The following is a 20,372-nucleotide window of genomic DNA, read 5'->3' as shown; positions in this document are numbered from 1 at the left end:
AGAAAAAGAAACATGAACTTCACGTTAAAAATATTCCTTGTCTCTTTTGCACTACTTCTTAGCGCCGTGACTGTTTACAGCTGCGAAAAATTCGGCGTCGAATGCGCCCTTGATACCAGTTGCAACGCCCCCACACCTTACTGTGACACCGAGCCCGGCAAATGCGTCACCTGCCTAGAAAACACCCACTGCGAAGGCCATGCCGATGGCCCCACATGCAGAGAAGGGCAATGCGGCCCTGAATGCCTTGATAGCAGTGAATGCACCAGCTCCGCCTTAGCGCACTGCGACACCACAGCCGGGGCATGCGTGGCCTGCACCGAAGATGCCGATTGCGATTCAGTCAGCGGCCTTTCCATCTGCGTCAGCGGAACGTGCGAAGTCTGCACTGCCGGCAAAGAAGAAGCCTGCGGTGATTACATCTGCGAACCAGACGGCGTCGTGTGCTCGACCACCGTCGAAAAAGCTTCCAAAACCAACTGCCAAAGCTGCGTCGCCGATTCTGAATGCATCGCCAACCACAAATGTGTCCCCATGGATTACGACACAAGCTTTCATGGGAACTATTGTTTAAAAATAAACAACGCAGATTGTGTTGAACCATTCCGATCATCGCTCAACAAAGTGAGCGTCTCTTCCCCTGGGGATTCCGAGCCGGAAGTTTTTTGCGGCATCGTTGAAAACCTTACCACCTGCGAGGCCGTCCTCGCTTGGGGACAACCCTGCTCAGTAGACAGCAAATGCCTTTTTAACGGAGAGGAGGCTTTGGGAAGCCTATGTCGAACCGTTGCCAGCTCAGCCAATAGTTGTACCTATCCGTGCAATGACTACTTAGAATGCAACCCCTCACGCATTTGCTTCGACGCCGGAGGCAGCAACCCTGACTACTGTGATGCAGCCCCACCTAACTGATATTTTCATGCGTTCATTCCTTACCGTTCTCATTTGTTTCACGCTCTTGAGCTGCACCGACAGCAACTGCGGCAACGCACGACCTGCACTCTGTGCGGACGTACCTTCCTGAGGTAACCTGTAATAGTGAGCTATTGCGACTCTCCAAAATTTCAGGAAGCGAAAGAAAAAGCCAAAAGGGTTTTGGGTGATGCTACAAAAGATGCGCCTGACTCGGAGATGACATCAATCAGGAAAATACTTGAACCTGACGGTGGTCAACTTGGGAGCGCCACAACGCTTAGGTTTCTGGCCGTACCGGAATTACTCTTGTTTGGTCTTACAAAGCTTCTGCCTCTGGTAGCGGATGGCCCCTTTGAAAAAACCCGTTGGGTGGTTTGGTTCGGCTTCCGAAATATGCCGTTTGCGTTTGAGCTTCGGAAATTTGGGTTAGACTGTCGTACTGGGATAGGTTGTTCAAAGCCCTTGGCAGAAGACCTCTTGCGCCGTTGCAATAGACTTTGTTCAATAGTCGAAGAATATTTTTCCCAAGATCTTTTCCCGAAGCAGCTAAAAAACCGGAACTTTACCGTTCAAAACTTATACCGTCGTTTTGATGCACGTTACTGTTTCCTACGGGAGCAAGCCAAGGTCTTTCTCGATAAAGCACGATTTCCGTTTCCGTTTGATAAAAAAACCGAACATGGAAGTGCCTGCGCGGCAGCGGCAATTGACGCGTATTTTAGTAAAACAGAGCATTTTTTTGTTCTTGCTGTGGCGTTTGCGGAGAAATTGCCGGAGGACGTCGAGGGATTCCTGCGGTTACATTGGGGTGGCAAAGCAAAACAGTTGCTCGATTTGGACGATGATCACGCGAAGGGCCTATATGACCAACTCATCCGAATTCGGGATGTGTGGAGGAACCCAATAACACACGGTGGAATAGGGATAGAGTCGAGGGCAATCGCCTTTCATGTTCCCGAGCTGGGTGCATGCCCAGCTGGTTTATCACGTTACCCAAAGGCGCATGCTCGAGGATTTCTTTTTGAAGGTCCTGAAATCCATGAAGTGTTTTCAATTTTTGATGAGTTTGATCGTTTTTTGACCCAAGGACATTTCGCGTTCGCTCATGAATGGGTTTCGTCTGGGTTGAATGTTCGCTTTGACCAAGAGGCAATGAACGAGTACCGCGCAGCCATGAAAACAAAAGAAGAATTTTCGAAATATATTGATCGTGTCGCAGACGAGGTCGACCGCCATACGAATATGGATTATTGATAGATGGTGTCACTAACGGAGTTCGGGATCGAAATATGAATACTTTAGTGACGATACAAAAAACAAGGTATAATCAAAGCACATCCACCACCGCGCGCTCTGAAGGCTACCGCATCCGCGACTTGCAAGAAAAACCACTCTCCGATGCCTCCCTTCAAGCGTGCAAAAGCGCAGCCTGCATCGAGCCCTTAGCCAAAGCCACTGGCGCCGAGCTCATCGTCGGTGTGGCGCTGTGGCTGCAAAAAGAAAAACAAATGCTGCAAGTCGCCGTAAGCTTCGAAGAGCCTGGCGGAGCCCATCATTCCTCCAGCGTCGATGCCACAGAAGAAGAGGGCGCACTTCAAAGCGCCACCGAAAAAGCCTTCCGCAAAACCCTCGCCACCCTTAGCCTAGGCGAAGAGCGCACCCTCATCATCGACGGCGGCCCCAAAGGCGCTCTTGTCAAACTCGATGGCACCGACGTCGGCGTCCTCCCATACCAAGGCCAAATCAAACCCGGAACCTACACCCTAACAGTCACCCTTAAAGACCACTTGCCCTACACAAACCAGATTCACATCACAAGCGACGCCCCCGAGCAGCATCTCAAGGTCACGCTACAACCCGACCCCGATGTCCCCACCGACAAAGCCTCCATCTGGAACTGGCCCATCGCTGGAGTCCTTGGCGCAGTTGGTGTGTTCGGAGTAGCCACCTTCGCACGCACCGCCATCAACAACGGCGAATGCCGAAGCAGTCGTGACCTTACTGGTTTTTGCGATGACGAAGTCAAACTAAGCCCGTGGGGCTATATCTCATTGGGTGTCGGGATCGCCTCGCTACTTGGCGCCGGCTTCTTCGCCATCTTTCAGCCCATCCGAGTACAACTGCAAAGCGATGGCCAAACACATGCCGCAATCCAACTACAAGGGGAGTTCTAATGCGTTTTTTGAACCAAAGAAAAGCCGTAACGCTACTCGTACTACTCGGCAGCCTCACTGCCTGCGAAATCACAGGCAAGGGCGACCCCGAAAATAGCCCCTGCGGAAAGTTCTGCGAAGACCCACAACCTTACTGCAACACTGACCTCAAACAATGCGTCTCCTGCCTCAGCAGCACAGAACACTGCCTAGCCGCTGAAGCAAGCTTCTGCTCTGATGCAGGAAGCTGCACTGGTTGCACGCAAGATACCGACTGCGCGCATATCGAAAACAAAGGCGTTTGCGATACCACCACAAACACCTGCATCGCCTGCGACTCCAACGACGACTGCACTGACCCTCAATCCCCGTTGTGCTTAGTAAGCTCCGGCACCTGCGTCCAATGTTTCGTTGGCCAAGACGACGAACATTGCACAGACGGCGACAAAGTCTACTCCTGCAACCCCGCCACCAACACCTGCACTCAAACTGAAACAGAATCCGTCGAAAACTGCATGGCCTGCCAAGCCGACTCCGAATGCAAAACAAACCACAAATGTGTGCCTATGGATTACGACGGCAGTGCATACGGCAACTATTGCCTGCAAATTGAAAACGGTGATTGTTCGAATCCGTTTCGAACAGTAGTTGATAAAGTTAGCGTTTCGTCTGCGGAAGACTCTGAACCAAATAGCTATTGTGGTGTCAATGAATCTCTCACTACGTGTGAAGCCGTACTCGCTTGGGGGGATCCATGTACGATGGAGAGCATTTGCGTGGTTAACGGTGAAGAAGCCCTTGGAAGTTTTTGCAGAAAAGTGGCTGGCGCTGACAACAGCTGCGCCTATCCATGCGAAGATGACGTGGAGTGCAATTCCACACGTGTTTGTAAAGACCCGGGCGATGGTAGCCCCAAGTATTGCGATGCGACCTAAAATTCCCAAAATGGCATGTGTATTTATCGAAAAGAGTTAGTCGTTTTATTTTTTTTCATTTGTCCCCAAATTGCTTTTGCAACCCCAGCGCAGTCCTCCCAAAACTGCGAATTTTATCCAGAACTCGAGAACCAAACGAGATGCTGGCTGCAGAAAACAGAACCCTCTGACTACTTATTTTCCTACGGCTATAAATATTGCGGAAAATTTAGCAAGGCAGAGAGTGCGTGGCCTTCTTCACTAAAAAAATGGTCAGAAAGAACCAGACTATGTCTTCAAAAAGCAGTCTCAAGATCAATAAGTTGCAAAGTGATGGAAGAACGCGCTTTTGAATCACACCCCAGCTGTTATGTGGCTTCAGGCCTTTGCAATCTCCCTTGGAAGCAGATTCTCTCCGTTTTGCAAGTGATTATTGATCCAGATTTAGTCATGAAGGTCGTCGAAACCATAAAACAGACCATAGAAACGGCTAAGAAACCTACTTGTACTGACCGGATTGTTAGAGAGCTCCTAGCGGCTTTTTCATGGATTAACTACGTAGCTAACAACCAACCAGAAAACCGAGATGAACTACGTGATTTATTGGTTCTCAGGGATATCCCGGTCGATAACATTCCTGAATACATTTCGTATGCTTTTTCTCGCCTAACAGATCAACCTGCGAACAAAACTACCGAAGCAATGCGAGTCTACACTTCCATCTACTCCAGGGTGAGTGAAGATGAGGTTTCTCTTGCCAAGGCTCGAGACCGGTGTGTCTCAGGAAAAACAAAAGACAAGAAATGCGAAAAGATTACGAATTTGGCCGGATCCAGACGAGCGCTTCGCTCATTGAAAGAACTCCCTAAAACTATAGATCCTAAAATCATAGCCGAGGTTTCTGCCTACAAGAAATCTCTAGAGGTGCCCTCATCCGGAGTCGTGCGTGCCCGTTAACTTGAAGCTAGTTTTAGGAGAGAAATTTAACCACGTGAAATATATGGCTCTGAATGCGTTCTATTCCGTCCGCGCCAAAGTCAAAACCCTCCTTCGCCAAGAAGGCTACCGCATCCGCGACTTGCAAGAAAAACCACTCTCCGATGCCTCCCTTCAGCAATGCAAGACCGCCGCCTGCATCGAGCCCTTAGCCAAAGCCACTGGCGCCGAACTCATCGTCGGCGTGGCGCTGTGGCAACAAAAAGAAAAACAAATGCTGCAAGTTGCCGTAAGTCTTGAAGAGCCTGGCAGAGGCCATCACTCCAGCAGCGCCGAGACCAACGAAGAGCAGGGCGCCCTTGAAAAAGCCACCGCAAGCGCCTTTTACAAAGCTCTTGCCAATCTCAAGATGGGACAAGAACGCACCCTCATCATCGACGGCGGCCCCAAAGGCGCTCTTGTCAAACTCGATGGCACCGACGTCGGCGTCCTTCCTTACCACGGAAGCCTCAAACCCGGCACCTACCAACTCCGCATCACCCTTGACGGCCATCTGCCCTACGAAAAACAAATCCACATCCCATCCGAAGAGCCTCAACAACGCCTTCGCGTTGATCTCAAAGTCGACCCCAATCTGCCCACCGACAAAGCCTCCGTCTGGAACTGGCCCATCGCTGGAGTCCTTGGCGCAGTTGGTGTGTTCGGAGTAGCCACCTTCGCTCGCACCGCCATCAACAACGGCGAGTGCAGAGGCAGCCGCAACCTCTCGGACGTGTGCGATGACGAAGTGACACTCAGCCCATGGGGATATCTCTCGCTTGGCGTCGGCATTGCATCGCTACTCGGCGCAGGCTTCTTCGCCATCTTTCAACCCATCCGTGTGCAATTGCAAACCGACGGTAAAACCCAAACCGGCATACAAATAAGAGGAGACTTCTAATGCGCGCATTTTACACACTCTGGACGGCCTCATTTTTACTGTTGGCTGCTGCTTGCGAATTCACCAGTAATGGCGATCCAAAAAACAGCGCCTGCGGCCAGCAATGCCCCGCGGAGACGCCCATATGCGATTTAGACAAAAAAGAATGCGTGCAATGCCGTGACGCAAACGATTGCAGTGATGAAGCTAAGCCGCTGTGTGAAGAGACCACTGGTCGCTGCGGTGAGTGCGCAAGCAGTGCTGATTGCACAGACGAAGCAGCTGCGCGCTGTGATGCAGCAACCCTCAGCTGCATCGCGTGCCAAGAATCAAGCGATTGCGCAGGCATCACGGGGAAAACAGCATGCGATGTCAGCGCAGGAGTATGCAAAACAGCCTGCAACGAAGACCTTGATGCCGCTTGCGGCGGCAAAGTCTGCGATGTCACGCAAGGCACTTGCAGTGAGTTTGACCCCACAAGCGCTGATAACTGTCAAGCATGTGTGGCCGATGCGCAATGCAAAGCGAATCACAAATGCGTCCCCATGCAATACGGCGACCCACCCGAGTTTCATGGGAACTACTGTTTAAAGATTGAGAACAATGATTGCGTAGAGCCGTTTACTGCGGTGATATCCGAGGTAAGCGTTTCTTCTGCAGATAATGCTGATCCGGAAGGTTTTTGTGGGGTGAATCCAAGCTTAACCACCTGTGAAGCAGTACTCGCCTGGAGCAAACCCTGCACATCCGATGGCAAATGCACCATTGATGATGTGGAAGTGGATGTACCAGCTGCGATTTGCAGGCCACTTACGGGCCTCGGGAACCGCTGCACCTATCCGTGCATCGACAGTGTAGAGTGCAATCTGACGCGTGTTTGTGAAGACCCCGAAGCAGGGATTGATTTGTACTGCAACATTGACTAACCCATTATGCGCTACTTCTTAGTTGTCACCAGCCTCATCCTCCTAAGCTGCACCAGCAGCAGCGACGACTTAGGTCCTTGCGGCCAGCAATGCCCAGCGGAGACACCGATATGCGATTTAGACAAAAAAGAATGCGTGCAATGCCGTGACGCAAACGATTGCAGCGATGAAAGCAAACCACTGTGTGACGAGAGTAGCGGCCAGTGCGGTGAGTGCACAAGCAGTGCCGATTGCACGAACGAAGCAACGGCGCGCTGTGATGCAGCAACCCTAAGCTGCGTGGCTTGCCAGGAATCAAGCGATTGCGCAGGCATCACGGGGAAAACAGCATGCGATGTCAGCGCAGGAGTATGTAAAACAGCCTGCAGCGAAGACCTTGATGCCGCTTGCGGCGGCAAAGTCTGCGATGTCACGCAAGTCACTTGCAGTGAGTTTGACCCGGATGATGCAGAAAACTGCCAAGCGTGCGTGGCCGATGCACAGTGCAAAGCAAACCACAAATGCGTCCCTATGCAATATGGCGACCCACCCGAGTTTCATGGGAACTACTGTTTAAAGATTGCAAACGGTGATTGTGTGGAACCTTTTCAGACCGTGTTAGATTTAGTAAGCGTCTCATCGGCAGACGGCTCAGCACCAGGGACTTTCTGCGGCATTAACCAAGAGCTTGCCACATGCGAAGCAATACTGGCCTGGAACAAACCCTGCACCGAAGATGGCAAATGCACCATTGACGACGTGGAAACCGATACTCTTGGCGCGATTTGCCGCAAAGTAGGAGGCTCCGACAATCGCTGCACCTATCCGTGCGGGGACAGCGCAGATTGCAACCCGACACGTGTCTGCGAAGACCCCAACGCGGGAAGCGACCTGTACTGTAATATCTAACGTAAGCGCATAAATGACAAAAACAATGGTTGTTGGATTCTTTCGTAAAAGCTAGTCTTCCGCTGTGCAGGTTCAGGAATTCGAGGGGAGACTTATCCCTTATCTGGCAAGCGATTTGCTCGAAGAGCCTCGCCGTTGGCCACCACGCGAAGTCGAAGTCCTAGAAAGGCTTCAGCGTTTTGGCTTAATCGGTTTGGCGGAGATTACGGCGAGAATTCGTTGGCTTACTTATACGGATCCCGAGAACGAACCGCGCGATGCACCGGTACAAAGTCGTCCGCTTATTGCCGCTCTCTTCGAGGTTTACCTACCGCGGATAATTTCGTTCGCTTTAGATGTTTGTCCCGTCGATGGTGACAATGATCCAAACGAGCGCGTTTTGACCCATTTGGTTCAAGAAATCTACGCCGCCACGGAAGGCAATTGGGACGAGAATACCAAAACCATTGCTACCAAAGAAGCGAACGATTGGATTATGGGCAAATGAAAGGAACTTTGGGAGAGAAAGAAGAAATGGAGTTCGGTGTTGACCACAATGAACCAATCTCAAGTGCAAGAAGTGGTCAAAGGTTGGGGTGTCGCTCGAAAAATGGCTTACCAAGTTTTTGGACGACATTGGCAGATGAGTAATCTGCTGGCTTCTCTTCGTATCCACAACGCGTTTGTCGAGGAAGTTAGTGATGGTGTAGACAACAGTCAACAATACTTAGGCGCGAGCGCCGAAGATTTTGTAGTATTCGTATTGTGTTTCGAACACTTTGTTGAAACAGACGGGAGGGCTAAAAATCTTGCGGGTTGTCTAAATTTGCCACTCAACCAGAGCAACAACAATGAGCTAAGGAAATCGATGGTAGCAGTCTGGGATCGCCTAACTGTCGAGCTGCCTGAGCAACAAACGTCACAAAAAGAAATAGGCAAATATGTCGCAGATCTTCTCGCCAAGAATATTGGACATCAATTGTTCGACAAACCGATTCTGAAACGCAAGCAAGAAGACGACCACGCGTACCTTCTGGTTGCGCCAAAGCTGCTGCAGTGGATTGCATCAGTTCGACTAATTCAAAGGTTTGAAGCTTTCCTTGCAAACCACGGAGAATTTTGCCAGCAATCTAAGAAGACTCTGGGCGGCGTGCGCGGACGTTGTTTCGAACAGGTGATCTGGGAAAGTCTATCAAACGCTTGCAACTCAGAAAACGAGGCCATCTACCGCGTCGACGATTTTTTGCTGGAAAAGCAGCCAAGACCCGCGGCTCCAGATTTTGTGTGGATACAGGGCCAAAAAGGCATAGTTATCGAGTGTAAATCAAGAATAGGTGTTGGAGCAGACATTGAAATGAGCGACTTTACAACTTTTTTGAATTGCTCGTTGTGTCTCGAAGAAACATCCAAGCGCCAAATGGCCCCCAACAACGCCTGGCGCAAACAACTTTTCCCGGAAATACCTGAGCTTGAGGCCGTGCAGGAATGGGTAGGTGTTGTTATAACACTGGACGAATTTGTTTCTTTCCTTGGCTTCGAACAAATCGCAAAACATTTCAATTGGCTTCAAGGCACAGGATTGAAAGGCATACGATTAGCCAGCGTTGCGGAACTCGAGCATTTTGCTCACCAAAGCTCTTGCCTTGAGTATTTTGAACGTATAACCCAGTGGTGGGAACGAATCCAATTTCGAAATCTTCGATTCGGATATCCCGATTTCCTTGAAGGCATAACTTTAGAACTAAGCCCTATTGGTCAGCGGCAACAACAAGAACTTATGGACGGCATAAAAGAACGGTATTTTCCGAAATGGAAGGGTTGACACCCCGGTGACGCACAACTCTAGCAAAGTCAAAATAGGGGTCAGGTCGTGTTTTTGCTACATGGTGGACAAAGACACCGATGGATAGACACGCTTCGAATCCGCTTGGACGAACGGAGAACACCCTGAAATTTCTTTCAAAGTAAGAGGACCTGAAACCCAACCATTATACCAGACCGTTCTCTGCGTCGTAGCATGCCGTTAGTAGTCATTTCACGACCTGACCCCTATTTGGCTGTTTGCTTTGATGCTATCGCTGAGCGTGGGCTGCGACGATAGTGGCAATAACGGCGACGCTTCGGTTAGCGATGCGAATGACAGTAGCGTTGAGGATGTGTCCAGTGACGGAGGCACCGATTGTTTTGGCACCACTTGCAGCAGCACGCAGGTGTGTTGCGGCGATTCAACCTGTAGCGGTTGTTACGAGCAAGGTGACTCGGGTAACGTCTGCGATCAAATCACGCCGATTTGCCCCTTGGATGGCGGTTTTCAACAAGTTGACGGCGGCCCGATCAGCTGCGATTGCCCGTCTGCACAACCCACATGTTGTGTGGATTTCTGCAATCCAGGCAAACGTTACTGCAGCTCAGCTACCAAATGCCCAACGGATTGCATCGGACCACCCATCGACTGAGATTGCTTCGCGATAACGTCCGATTACAGGTATTGGGTCCGGGATCGATAGACACAAACCTATGATATGACTTAGCTTTTTAGACAAGGCGCGGGTGTTTGCTGAGTGCAGTCGCTGCGCTTTGCCTGAAAACGTCATTTATATCAATGAGTTGACTATGCCGATCCTAAACCCATGGAGAAAGCGAAGAAGCGAATGGTTTTGCTTATTTATAATTTGTATGTACATATAAAAGCGCTATACTAACATTATGCTTGTCGAGGTCTTTGCAGCGTTGAACGATTGGGTCGAAAGAGAGAATCAGAGCTTTCGACGGGACGGGCTACCGCTCTATCGTCCCTGTAAGATTCGCGTATTCGGTCAAACTGCGCTTCTTGAAAGCAAGATTGATTTGCCGCTCATTGCAACCAATGACGTCGATGTATACGCCGACTATGAGCATGCTGTTCAGATGCAGTTTGAGAAACTACTTAAGCAACATGGTAAAGTATTGGACCCGGTGGGTCATGAAGGGTGGATGCCAAAAGAAACACAATACCAAACGGTCTACCAAGGAACTCATATCCAAGGACAAATCGCTCTGGCCGATTACGTGTTGTTAGCCAAAGCCATTAAAGCTCCTCAGAAAAATCACCAACTGATTGCGGCTTATCTCGCTCGTGGTGCAAGCGATATGTTTGTTGAGCTGGCGAAGAAATACAATGTCGATTTGGAAGGGTTTGTGAAATGACACGGCATACGCTTCAGTGCAGAGCAACGAAAAAAGCAGTAGAACTCGATACGATATATCGTGATCGACGTTTTGTGCGCGTTGTGGGTAAATTGATCGACCTTGGTTTGTTGGACACAACCATGCTCCACATAGGAACTTACCGAGGCAAAATCAAACTGGACGATGCTTTGTGGGCTGGCCAATACGAAATGCGTATCTTGGAACTCTTGCCTGCGCTTGTAATGAAAAAGCCTGGTATCTTTTACGGCACGCTCACTCTTGCAAAGGACCTTGAAGCGGTTTGCAAAGCCATTCGGGCAGGGAAGACAGCGCCTAGCTTTCGTGGCGTCGCTGCCGAAGACTACATGCAATGGATCACAAGAGTAGGGCATCGCGGCAAAATGCCATCCGTACTCAAAAGCTTTCGCTTCTCTCAAAGCGATTTAGAAAAACTACATGCACTGAAGAGCGCCATTGGAGCCAAAAGCGACACCGACACGCTTCGCTATTCCCTCGGTTTAGCACTAAGCCAACTACGATAAGATGCTGGGCTCAGCGATGGGGGAGGTGCCATCGTCTTTGAAAAACTGTGAGTGCCGATGTTTTTTCAACATAAATCCCTTTAATAGAAAGGGTAGAACAGCAAGCATGTCCTTGAGGCCCATTTTCTCTGCGATAGGGAATGGATGACCTTCTTTGGCGTAGCGGCCGTAAATGCGACTACGAACCGCGCCGAATGTTTTTTCTAAGTACGTTGGATCATCTACCGTAAAGGTTGAATGGATAAGCCCGACCCAAGGGAATCGCGCACGCGTGTTTGCGATGGGTGAGTTGCAACAGGTCGTTGACCAACGGTTAAGACCCTGCTCACTGAGACGATTGCATCGCAAGGCTTGCTGTCCTGACACAATGTTAAATTCAGAAGGGTAGACCGGCACGATTTCCGTGCCGTCGTAAGGATCAAGCAAATCCTGCCGCCCAAGTTTTTCAAGATAGCTTTGGCAATCATCGCAGTAGCACACCAAGCGTCCTGGCGGGTTGCGCGGAAAAGCCGCTAGCTCAGCTCTAAATATTCCGCAATCGCATCTGATTTGCATACTTTCCCTCCGATATCTAAGATCGATGACGAAATGGGATATTGCAGGACATGCAATAGTTCTCCTTGATACGCAACTCCTGTTTGCTCGGGCCGATTCGGCAAGGAGCGAGAACATGGATTGCAAAAATTGGCCGTTTCGATGGATGAGCGTGGGCGCGCTATGTTTGAGCACTGTTTTGGGCTGCGCGGTGACGGGTAGCGATAGGAACAAGGCAAAAACCATTGCCTATGACCTGCCTAAAAAAACGCTCAATACCGAAGGGCGGTACTTGGCAGATTAGGAGTTTGACTTTGCGATTTCGGGCGCCAAAAAGATCAAATGAAATTCAATCGAGCCATCATCGTATCGGCGATAACGTCACAGCGGCAAGCCTTATAAGCGGCCTGCAAAGGTCCCAGGCTGGGGATAAGATTACCATCAAACTGGGTAGGACAGAGTGCGTGATCGTAAGCTGAGAGTTTCTCTAGTGTTTCTGGAGAACCAGCTAAATCGGCGGGTTATTTTGGGATCACTCCTTTTTAACCTAAACGTCATTCGTGTTGGCGCGCCAATTGCATGCCAGAGTCGGTAGAGTGTTTTAAGAGAGAGGCCGCGCATGGAAACCTACACATCACGACCAAAAAGCTTCCGATACCAACGACTAATTTGTTTGGCACTGGCCTCATCGCTGTTCCTAGGTAGTGTCAACTGCGCCGTTGAATCACATGACGACACGGAACTCCAGCAGAGCGAGGACGAACTGCTTCTTGTTATCACGGGTGCGGTAGCCTACCTTGTGGCCACTTACGGCATCGTGGCTACGGCCGCCATGATCACGGCGGCAATCGGGGCGGTGCTTGGCACCTTCGATCTTATCATTCGAGGCGATGAAAGCATCCCTGCTCAGGGTGGTCGTGCCATTGCCGATCTAGTTGGCAAAGCATACGCCGCGATAGAACAACACAGTATCTCAGCACAGCAACTCGAAGCTCAGCTCTACGAAGCGGAGCAAGGCTACAAAACATATGGCATCGTGCTCGGTGCAAACGGCGAAGTGCTGACGCCTCCTGAAGACCTTGAGCGCGAGTACGACGAAGAAAGCTGGGCTGCGGCTGCAGAAAGTTGGCGACAATGGGCCAAAGTGCTTCAAGAACTTTCCCCAAGCCAGTTTGGGCCACCGCCCGATGATCCCAACGGCGATCCCGATTCGAACATGTGCAAAAATCTAAAAGATGAACTTGATAATTTGGGGCAATCAATCATAGACGATCCATCGACACTCGGTCTCATTGCTGTCGACGAATTGATCTTGGGATTGCTCGACAACAGTTCCTACCTGACGATTGACATTCAAAGATTTTACGCATTCGATGCGATGGAAAGCGGATTGATTTGTAGAGTTTTGTATTATCTTGCACAGTGTGCAATTGAAATGGGCTTTCAATTCATACGTGTCGTTGGAAATTTTTCAAGTGAATATATTCCCCAAAAGCTCATACGAAATTATCGTCCGAGCATGGATCCAAAACAATTCTCACATCCGGCAAGTGGTTACGTGGACATCCCACTTGGTCCATTTCGATGCGAAGACGGTCGAGGCCCTGGTAGCACGGCCTACAGGCTCTGGATGGCAAACTGAGCGAATAGCGTGAGCAGAAGTTACCCTGGCCATGGAACGATAGACTTGGGACAAACACTCTACGTGTAACGAAGCAGCTAACATCACGCAAACCTTGGCACGAACCAAGGCAGTGTAAGTAAAATTTACAAATAAATACAAATAGATAAAAATCAAGCCCAGACCCTGTCTCATATTTTAAGCAAAGTTGTTTCTGAGGCCAGACGCGTAGCAAAGACGGAAGGAATCGTCTCATCTTTGCATTGACTCCAGGCAGAAGCAATCTAGTATGCGCCGCTATGGCCTTGGTGGTTCAAAAATACGGCGGCACGAGCGTCGGCACTCTCGAGCGCATTCAAAAAGTAGCCGAGCGTGTGGCGAAGACTCGCGCCTCGGGCAAAGACGTCGCTGTGGTGGTTAGCGCCATGTCAGGCGAAACCAATCGTTTGCTTGCGATGAGTCAGCAGCTCGCAGTGAGCCCTGAAGCACGCGAAGTCGATGCGCTGGTATCCACCGGCGAGCAGGTCACAGCAGCCTTGCTTTCGATCGTGCTGAACAACATGGGTGTGCCCGCACGATCGCTTCTCGGTCATCAAGTTCGTATTTTAACCGACAATGCCTTTACCAAAGCGCGCATTCGCACCATCGAAAGTGCCAAGCTCAACGAGACCTTAGAGCAGGGCAGGGTCGCTGTAATTCCCGGTTTTCAGGGCATGGACAAGGATGGCAACATCACCACCCTTGGCCGTGGAGGCTCCGATACCACGGCCGTAGCCATTGCCGCAGCCACCGGGGCTGAATGTTGTGAGATTTATACAGACGTCGATGGCGTTTACACCACCGACCCCAATATCTGCAAAAACGCCCAGAAAATCGAACAAATTAGCTACGAAGAAATGCTGGAACTGGCGTCGCTGGGTGCGAAAGTTCTGCAAATTAGATCAGTTGAAATTGCCATGAAATATGCGGTACCAGTGCATGTGCGCTCAAGCTTTTCCGATAGACCAGGAACCTGGGTCGTTCCCGAAGACAATCTCGAAGCCGTGGTTGTTGCTGGGGTGACCTACGATAAAAACGAAACCAAACTCACCATCCGTGCAGTGCCCGATCATCCCGGCATTGTGGCCTCGGTGTTTGAACCTCTTTCCGAGGCAAACATTTCAGTCGACATGATCATTCAAAACGTCTCGGCTCAAGGCAGCACCGACTTAACTTTCACCTGCACCAAGAGCGATGTGAAACGCGCCAAGGAAATTGCCGAGAGTGTTTCCAGGGCAGTCGGCGGCGGCGAAATCGTTGTGGATGAAGCAGTCGTTAAAGTCTCCATCGTAGGCGCGGGCATGCGCTCGCATGCAGGCGTCGCAGCGAAAACTTTTCGCATCTTGGCCGACGAGAGCATCAACATCATTGCGATTAGCACAAGCGAAATCAAAGTCTCGGTGCTGATTCATTCCAAGTACGCCGAACTTGCCGTGCACGCGCTTCATCAAGGCTTTGGCCTGGGAAAGAATTCGACGCAACCACCCGCATAACCGGCCGATAACGCTCGTATGAAAGAGCAACACATCGGTCATCTCGCCGAGTTTTTCTGTCTGAGCGTCTTATTGCTTTTGGCTTGGGGCAGCGCCTGGCGCATCAACCATGCCCAAGCATCCCAACACGAGCAAGCAAGCATGTTTGCGCCAAAGGGCAGCAAAACACTGAGACAATGGCGAGCCAAGGCTGCTTGGATCCAAACGCTGCAAGCGCCGAGCAGCTCGCGCTGCTACCGGGCCTTGGTCCAAAACGCGCTCAAGCTATTTACACGTTTCGCGCTCAACACGGCTCCTTTGCATCGATACGCGAGCTTGACGAAGTAAGTGGCATCGGAAAAAAAACGCTCGAACGCCTCGAGCCCTATCTATGTATCAATCCCGCAGAGTTCGCAAAAACTCGTTAAAGCTCAAGCAGCCAGGTCAATCGTAGATTAACCGTCAGGTATGCAGGATCGGTATTGAAATTGGAAAGATTTAAAAACGGCCGGATATCGAGGCCCATAAGCAATTCGCGAGACACGAAGTAATCGAGCCCGACAATTCCATTGACGCCTACGTTGCTATCGCTTTGTCCGCTGGCCATATCCAGTTGAGCAAAAGCACCTGCTCCGAAAAAGGGCACCCAGCTCAACACATCAAGCATGTAGACCAGTTCGGCTCCACCAAGCATTCGCCCGACTTGCTGATTCGCCGGGTGCAACATGAAACTCGCATGCCCTAAAAGCGACCAGGTGTCATTCAAGCCCAAATTGGCATCGATCCCTAAACCCAAGCCGTGCGCACTTTCGAGCTCTGAGTCAAAGGAAGCGCCATAGCCAAGATGCACGCCGAGCCCCAGACTGCCATCATAAGCCCAAACCGACCTCGGTAGCGCAACAAGCACGAAAAGCATGGCAGCAAGCGCTACAGGGTTTGCGCACATAGAGCGAGCCAGAAAGCCGAAGCTCCGGAAAGTTCGCGAAAAACCGCTGCACCGAAGGCGCTCTTGTATGGCACAAAAAAGGACTGATCATTGACTAGGTCTACTGGCGTATTATAGACATCAGCTCGGCAGTCAAGCTTGGACCATCAAAAGGTGGCCTAAAAAAAAGGCAATATCAAAGTGACAGACTCAAGCGCAGAGCAATCGAAAACCCCAAAGCACGACGATTCCAAAGAGCGTCAAACCGCAGGACAACGTCTTGCCGCTCAAAAAGCAGCGAAAGCCGCAAAGAAGGCCGCTAAAAAAGGGCGGCCGGTCATGGAAGAAGAGGTTTTAAGACGAGCTTCACACCTTGGCGATTGGGTCGCAGCTCACCGCCAAAAAGTGGCTTTTGCAGGGATTCTTAGCGTGCTTATCGTTGTTGGCCTCACCGCCGGTTTATGGCATGCCTCACGACGCTCCGCCGCCGCAGCGGATTCCTTGAGCAAGGCCATTGCCACGGTAAGCGCACCACTGAGCAGCGAAGTTAGTGCTGAGCAAGACGATTCAATTAAAGTAGTGGAAAGCTTCAAAAACGCTGAAGCGCGATCGAAAAAAGCCGAGGAACGCTTCTCGAAAGTCATATCAGCTTATCCGAGTACCAAAGCGGCCAAATGGGCGCGCCTGGGCAAAGGCGCCATTGTACTAAAGGCTGGCAAGGTCGCCGAAGCCAAAGCGTTATATAAAGAAGCGCTCTCCGGCGCCGACAACACCATGCAGCTGATTGAAGCCTTCGAGGGTTATCTCTACAGCTTTGAAAGCGAAAAGAACTACGACGAAGCGCTGAAAGAAATACAGAGCATGCGCACAAAACATCAAGCGGTGTTGGGCGATATCGCCGACTATCACGAAGCACGATTGCTTGTGGCAACGGGCAACAAAGACAAAGCGGGCAAAACCCTGGCCAACCTTGTCGTGCGGCTTCGCGATGAGAAAAGCGAAGCTCCAGCGTATTTGCTTTCAGAAGCAGAGCTTTTTCTGCTTGAGATCGATGCATCTTTACTGCCGGACGGCAAGCTAAGCGCGAGCCAATCGGCTGCCTCAGCGAATCCCTTTGGTTCGCTTGGCGGCTTAGGTGGCATGGGTGGACTCGGTGGAGGAGCTGGCGGCGATGGTGCTGGCGGCATGTCACCCGAACAAATTCAAAAATTGCTTGAGCAACTGAAAAATCAGCAAGCTCCCGGCGAGCCAGGCGAGTGATGAAAAAGAATAGGGCGGCTTTGGCCTTTTGCTTGTTGTTGGCCTACTGCGGCGGAGTTAAAGACAGTTACGGCTGGCCCAACGACCGGCGCTCTGAGCGCACCGCAGCCGGAACCAACGCTTTTGTTTTTCGATGGGCCAAAACACTGGTCTCAAAGCTCAGCGGCGGAGGACCGTATGCGCCCGTTGAGCTCAGCGCTGCAGCGCTCGACCCAGAGCACGACCGCGTCTACATCGGCACATCCGAAGGGCGTTTTTGGGCACTCTCCGGCGGCGGAAGCAAAGTCTATCACTACAACGCGAGCGCTGCGATTCAAAGCAAACCCGCTTTTGATCCGGATCGCGATGAACTGTACTTCGGCACTGAAGATGCTGTGATACATGCGCTGAACGCAAGCAGCGGCATGCTGCGTTGGCGCGCCAAGGTCAAAGGACCCGTGCATCAAACCCCCGTCTTGGCCGCTGACCGTCTTTTCGTCGTAACCGACTCCGATCAGGTGATTGCCTTATCACGCAACGACGGCAAAGAGATTTGGAGCTACCGGCGCGAAGCACCTGACGGCTTTGCGATTGCAGGTCGCGCTGGCTTACTAGAGGCCGACGGCAAAATTATCACAGGCTTTACCGACGGAATGGTCGTAGCCCTTGATCCTGTTTCTGGCAACGTGCTCTGGGAGCGGGACACCTCGGTTGAAGTCGAGCAACCCATGGGTAGTCCCGAGCGTTTCGTCGATATCGACACCACGCCTGTGCAAGTTGACGATGTCGTATACGTCGCATCGTTTTCAGGTGGCGTCTTTGCGATTGAACTGTCCGGCGGTGGCGTGCGGTGGCATCAAAATGAATGGACCGGCATCACTGAAATCGTCAAACACGGCGATCATCTGCTCGTGAGCTCATCGGATCACGGTTTAATCATGGTCGACTTGCTCACAAAACGGCTGGTATGGAAAAAGAAATCGAGCGCGGAGCGCCAAGCCGAGCTGCGATTTTGGGCGACAGGGTGCTGGTAGGGGAAAGCTCCGGCGCGCTTTTGGCCATCGCCTCACACGATGGCAGCGAGCTGTCTCGGATCGAGGCTGGATACGGCTTTTCAGCATCGATTTCCGTGGCAAGCGGCCGGGCCTACGTCATGTCCAACGGCGGACGCTTGTTTTCTCTGCAGCTGTAATTTAGTCAATTCCAGCGGAATTTGTTATCAAATTTGAACTATTTTGGCCTAAACAACACTAAAATTCGGGCATGGGTGTATCGCGAACGATAGCAAGCACGTCCGCATAGTAATCGCCGATAAAGGACTTAATTTGCGAGACCCCAGCGCGGGTTGCATCCAGATGATGCACAAATTCCAGCTCGGTTAAAGTCTCATCGCGACCGTAGGCAAGCACAGAGCCTTCAAGTAAATCGATATAACTCGTTCCCCAGATCTTCTGATACCGCGTTGCGGTTATGTCCGGTTCACCGTCGTCCGTTCGCTCAACCACACCGTGCCGCCATTGCACGTCGTAATGAACCGTAATAAGGGCGTTTTTGGTGTTTTTTACCGTATAAACAAAGTCGTAGAGCTCGGATTCAGGCTGTTCCTCCACAATTTCCCATCGATCGACTTCGCGCCGGTCCACCGAAGCTAGTGGCGTGCTGAGCGCCGCATAAACCTCGGCAACCGGTGCATGAACAAAGCCACGCGCGTGAACCCAGTCGTAGCCATCCTTGGAACCCGAAATCATATTGAGCGTCTCTGGAAAAGGATCGCCATCAAGCTCCGCGGGCACACCCGCCAGATTTTCCTCAAGCGGTTCAAGCCCAACAGGAAACTCGCTGAGCACGTTCTCATCGCAACCAGCCAGCAACGAAACAACAAACAAGCAGCACAGAGATTTGTACATAACGGCCACAGTTCTAACGCCAGTAGACGCCAAACCCAAGCCCCCAGCTTCACAACACCTGTTCGCAGAAGATATATTATGTTAAATAATGAACAAACTGATTTTGCGGGGGTTATCGCAAAGGTCTGGCTACTACTGCCCTTTGAACTGCGCTTTGCGCTTTTCGGCAAAGGCACGAAGTGCCTCTAAGCGGTCCTGGCTTGATAAGGTGCGTTTATAGCAAGCCGCTTCGATATCAAGGCCTTGCTCAAGATCCACATCATAGCTGGAGTCCACAGCTTCAAGCGCCGCCGCGATGGCGATGGGCCCATTTTGCAATATCGGCGCAAGCCAGGCTCTAGCGGCATCCACCACGTTAAGATCTGCAAGCGCCAATTCATCAACGAGACCTCGGCGCTTGGCCTCAGCGCTCTCGACGGGCTCAGCGCTCAGAATCATCCGTTTGGCCATTTGCAAACCCACCACACGACTCAATCGCTGCGTGCCGCCAGCACCCGGAATAATCGCTAAACGGGTTTCTGGAAGGCCCAGCTTGATACCATCGATGGCCACGCGAAAATCGCAAGCTAGTGCAAGCTCTAGACCGCCGCCGAGCGCTGCGCCGTTTATCGCGGCAACCGTAGGCACTGGCGCGCGATCAATCAGCGTGAAGGTCTCACGAAGCAGGCTCAAAAAATCAGAAACATCGCTCTCAGACATCGACAAACGCTCTTTGAGATCGGCCCCTGCGCAAAACGCCCTACCGCCCGCCCCTGTGATAATAAGGGCGCGGGGCGCATGCTTGCTGCCTAGCTCGAGCGCAAGATCATGCATTTGATTCAGCATGGCTTGCGATAGAGCGTTACTTTGTGCGGGCCTGTTTAAGGTCCAAACCATGCACTCGCCGTCCTCTGCCACAAGAATGTCTGATTCAGCCATGCATCTGCTCTAGCTTAAAGCCGATCAAAGGGACAAGAGCAGATGCACCAAACACTTGACCTAGAGAGCAAGCAGAGAAAGGATGAGGCGCTATGGATAAAGAAACCCTAAAGAAGCTACTTCTAAGCCTGGATGGCGTCAGCGAGACCAAGGGCCGCTATGAATTTTCCGAAAATATGGATATTGTCGTGCATCTTGGAGAGCTCGGTCAAGGGCTCGAAGTTGCGCGGGTCAAAAGCATTGCCTTTAGTGATACGGCTTTGGACATCGAATCCGCGGACGCAGGCCGTGTTTTTGCGGAAGACAGTCAAGTCTGTGCCGTTGTGGTGAAATCAACCGATTTCAAAAAAGCTTCGCGTACCGGCTTTTCGCTGTAA

The 20,372-nt window shown here is 51.2% G+C and carries 25 protein-coding genes; 21 read left to right on the top strand and 4 right to left on the bottom strand.

All coding sequences use genetic code 11. The annotated features are described in order from the left end of the window. Positions 1-12 precede the first annotated feature (12 nt). The 13 genes from IPJ88_11940 to IPJ88_11880 all read left to right on the top strand — a co-directional run bounded on the left by IPJ88_11940 (position 13) and on the right by IPJ88_11880 (position 11,340). The gene (locus tag IPJ88_11940) at positions 13-912 is read left to right on the top strand and encodes a hypothetical protein (protein ID QQR88928.1); all 900 of its coding nucleotides are present in this window, start codon (positions 13-15) and stop codon (positions 910-912) included. Positions 913-1,095: 183 nt separating this feature from the next. Further along, complete coding sequence (locus IPJ88_11935) at positions 1,096-2,169, top strand: hypothetical protein (protein QQR88927.1); 1,074 nt, start codon at positions 1,096-1,098, stop codon at positions 2,167-2,169. A 35-nt stretch (positions 2,170-2,204) separates the two neighbouring features. After that, positions 2,205-3,089, top strand: coding sequence for a PEGA domain-containing protein (locus IPJ88_11930; protein QQR88926.1), 885 nt, complete (start codon positions 2,205-2,207; stop codon positions 3,087-3,089). Next, positions 3,089-4,003 carry a hypothetical protein gene (locus IPJ88_11925; protein ID QQR88925.1) on the top strand — a complete coding sequence of 305 codons (915 nt, stop codon included), beginning with the start codon at positions 3,089-3,091 and terminating at the stop codon, positions 4,001-4,003. Before IPJ88_11930 ends, IPJ88_11925 begins: the two co-directional genes overlap by 1 nt. Positions 4,004-4,312: 309 nt before the next feature. Then, positions 4,313-4,939 carry a hypothetical protein gene (locus IPJ88_11920; protein ID QQR88924.1) on the top strand — a complete coding sequence of 209 codons (627 nt, stop codon included), beginning with the start codon at positions 4,313-4,315 and terminating at the stop codon, positions 4,937-4,939. Positions 4,940-4,982: 43 nt separating this feature from the next. Next, a complete protein-coding gene (locus IPJ88_11915) occupies positions 4,983-5,858 on the top strand; it encodes a PEGA domain-containing protein (GenBank protein ID QQR88923.1) in 876 nt (291 codons plus the stop codon). Then, complete coding sequence (locus IPJ88_11910; protein ID QQR88922.1) at positions 5,858-6,763, top strand: hypothetical protein; 906 nt, start codon at positions 5,858-5,860, stop codon at positions 6,761-6,763. The genes IPJ88_11915 and IPJ88_11910 overlap by 1 nt, the downstream gene beginning before the upstream one ends. Before the next feature lie 6 nt (positions 6,764-6,769). Then, positions 6,770-7,651, top strand: coding sequence for a hypothetical protein (locus IPJ88_11905; protein QQR88921.1), 882 nt, complete (start codon positions 6,770-6,772; stop codon positions 7,649-7,651). A gap of 64 nt (positions 7,652-7,715) precedes the next feature. Further along, on the top strand, positions 7,716-8,138 hold the full coding sequence (locus IPJ88_11900) for a hypothetical protein (protein QQR88920.1): 423 nt from the start codon (positions 7,716-7,718) through the stop codon (positions 8,136-8,138). Positions 8,139-8,186: 48 nt separating this feature from the next. Next, the gene (locus IPJ88_11895; protein QQR88919.1) at positions 8,187-9,452 is read left to right on the top strand and encodes a hypothetical protein; all 1,266 of its coding nucleotides are present in this window, start codon (positions 8,187-8,189) and stop codon (positions 9,450-9,452) included. 244 nt (positions 9,453-9,696) lie between these two features. Next, positions 9,697-10,086, top strand: a complete 390-nt coding sequence (locus IPJ88_11890) for a hypothetical protein (protein ID QQR88918.1) — start codon at positions 9,697-9,699, stop codon at positions 10,084-10,086. 250 nt (positions 10,087-10,336) lie between these two features. Further along, positions 10,337-10,816: a hypothetical protein gene (locus IPJ88_11885; protein ID QQR88917.1), complete on the top strand. Its 480-nt coding sequence runs from the start codon at positions 10,337-10,339 to the stop codon at positions 10,814-10,816. After that, positions 10,813-11,340 (top strand): hypothetical protein, encoded by a 528-nt coding sequence (locus tag IPJ88_11880; GenBank protein ID QQR88916.1) that lies wholly within the window; start codon positions 10,813-10,815, stop codon positions 11,338-11,340. The genes IPJ88_11885 and IPJ88_11880 overlap by 4 nt, the downstream gene beginning before the upstream one ends. Here the strand turns inward: IPJ88_11880 and IPJ88_11875 are convergent. Continuing rightward, positions 11,332-11,895 carry a hypothetical protein gene (locus tag IPJ88_11875; GenBank protein ID QQR88915.1) on the bottom strand — a complete coding sequence of 188 codons (564 nt, stop codon included), beginning with the start codon at positions 11,893-11,895 and terminating at the stop codon, positions 11,332-11,334. The genes IPJ88_11880 and IPJ88_11875 overlap by 9 nt on opposite strands. A 115-nt stretch (positions 11,896-12,010) precedes the next feature. Between IPJ88_11875 and IPJ88_11870 the strand changes: the two genes are divergently transcribed. The 4 genes from IPJ88_11870 (at position 12,011) to IPJ88_11855 (ending at position 15,434) form a co-directional block, all read left to right on the top strand. After that, a complete protein-coding gene (locus IPJ88_11870; GenBank protein ID QQR88914.1) occupies positions 12,011-12,178 on the top strand; it encodes a hypothetical protein in 168 nt (55 codons plus the stop codon). A gap of 315 nt (positions 12,179-12,493) precedes the next feature. Beyond that, positions 12,494-13,516 (top strand): hypothetical protein, encoded by a 1,023-nt coding sequence (locus IPJ88_11865; protein ID QQR88913.1) that lies wholly within the window; start codon positions 12,494-12,496, stop codon positions 13,514-13,516. A gap of 278 nt (positions 13,517-13,794) precedes the next feature. Next, the gene (locus IPJ88_11860) at positions 13,795-15,027 is read left to right on the top strand and encodes an aspartate kinase (GenBank protein ID QQR88912.1); all 1,233 of its coding nucleotides are present in this window, start codon (positions 13,795-13,797) and stop codon (positions 15,025-15,027) included. A 176-nt stretch (positions 15,028-15,203) separates the two neighbouring features. Beyond that, on the top strand, positions 15,204-15,434 hold the full coding sequence (locus IPJ88_11855) for a helix-hairpin-helix domain-containing protein (GenBank protein QQR88911.1): 231 nt from the start codon (positions 15,204-15,206) through the stop codon (positions 15,432-15,434). On the opposite strand, the gene IPJ88_11850 is transcribed toward IPJ88_11855, so the two are convergent. Beyond that, positions 15,431-15,952: a hypothetical protein gene (locus IPJ88_11850; GenBank protein QQR88910.1), complete on the bottom strand. Its 522-nt coding sequence runs from the start codon at positions 15,950-15,952 to the stop codon at positions 15,431-15,433. The two genes, IPJ88_11855 and IPJ88_11850, sit on opposite strands and share 4 nt — an antisense overlap. Positions 15,953-16,132: 180 nt before the next feature. Between IPJ88_11850 and IPJ88_11845 the strand changes: the two genes are divergently transcribed. From IPJ88_11845 to IPJ88_11835, 3 genes are read left to right on the top strand one after another with little or no spacing between them, the layout of a single operon-like run. Beyond that, positions 16,133-17,191 carry a hypothetical protein gene (locus tag IPJ88_11845; GenBank protein ID QQR88909.1) on the top strand — a complete coding sequence of 353 codons (1,059 nt, stop codon included), beginning with the start codon at positions 16,133-16,135 and terminating at the stop codon, positions 17,189-17,191. Continuing rightward, positions 17,191-18,204, top strand: a complete 1,014-nt coding sequence (locus tag IPJ88_11840; GenBank protein ID QQR88908.1) for a PQQ-like beta-propeller repeat protein — start codon at positions 17,191-17,193, stop codon at positions 18,202-18,204. Before IPJ88_11845 ends, IPJ88_11840 begins: the two co-directional genes overlap by 1 nt. After that, complete coding sequence (locus IPJ88_11835) at positions 18,195-18,362, top strand: hypothetical protein (protein QQR88907.1); 168 nt, start codon at positions 18,195-18,197, stop codon at positions 18,360-18,362. The genes IPJ88_11840 and IPJ88_11835 overlap by 10 nt, the downstream gene beginning before the upstream one ends. 58 nt (positions 18,363-18,420) lie before the next feature. On the opposite strand, the gene IPJ88_11830 is transcribed toward IPJ88_11835, so the two are convergent. Both IPJ88_11830 and IPJ88_11825 read right to left on the bottom strand, forming a co-directional pair. Continuing rightward, positions 18,421-19,077 (bottom strand): hypothetical protein, encoded by a 657-nt coding sequence (locus IPJ88_11830; GenBank protein QQR88906.1) that lies wholly within the window; start codon positions 19,075-19,077, stop codon positions 18,421-18,423. A 132-nt stretch (positions 19,078-19,209) separates the two neighbouring features. Further along, positions 19,210-19,995 carry an enoyl-CoA hydratase/isomerase family protein gene (locus tag IPJ88_11825; GenBank protein ID QQR88905.1) on the bottom strand — a complete coding sequence of 262 codons (786 nt, stop codon included), beginning with the start codon at positions 19,993-19,995 and terminating at the stop codon, positions 19,210-19,212. A 92-nt stretch (positions 19,996-20,087) separates the two neighbouring features. Here IPJ88_11825 and IPJ88_11820 point away from each other — a divergent pair, with 92 nt between their 5' ends. Beyond that, positions 20,088-20,372: a hypothetical protein gene (locus IPJ88_11820; GenBank protein QQR88904.1), complete on the top strand. Its 285-nt coding sequence runs from the start codon at positions 20,088-20,090 to the stop codon at positions 20,370-20,372.

It is taken from the genome of Myxococcales bacterium (assembly GCA_016699535.1).
Lineage (GTDB): Bacteria > Myxococcota_A > Polyangia > Polyangiales.
This window is presented reverse-complemented; position numbering and strand designations above follow the sequence as displayed.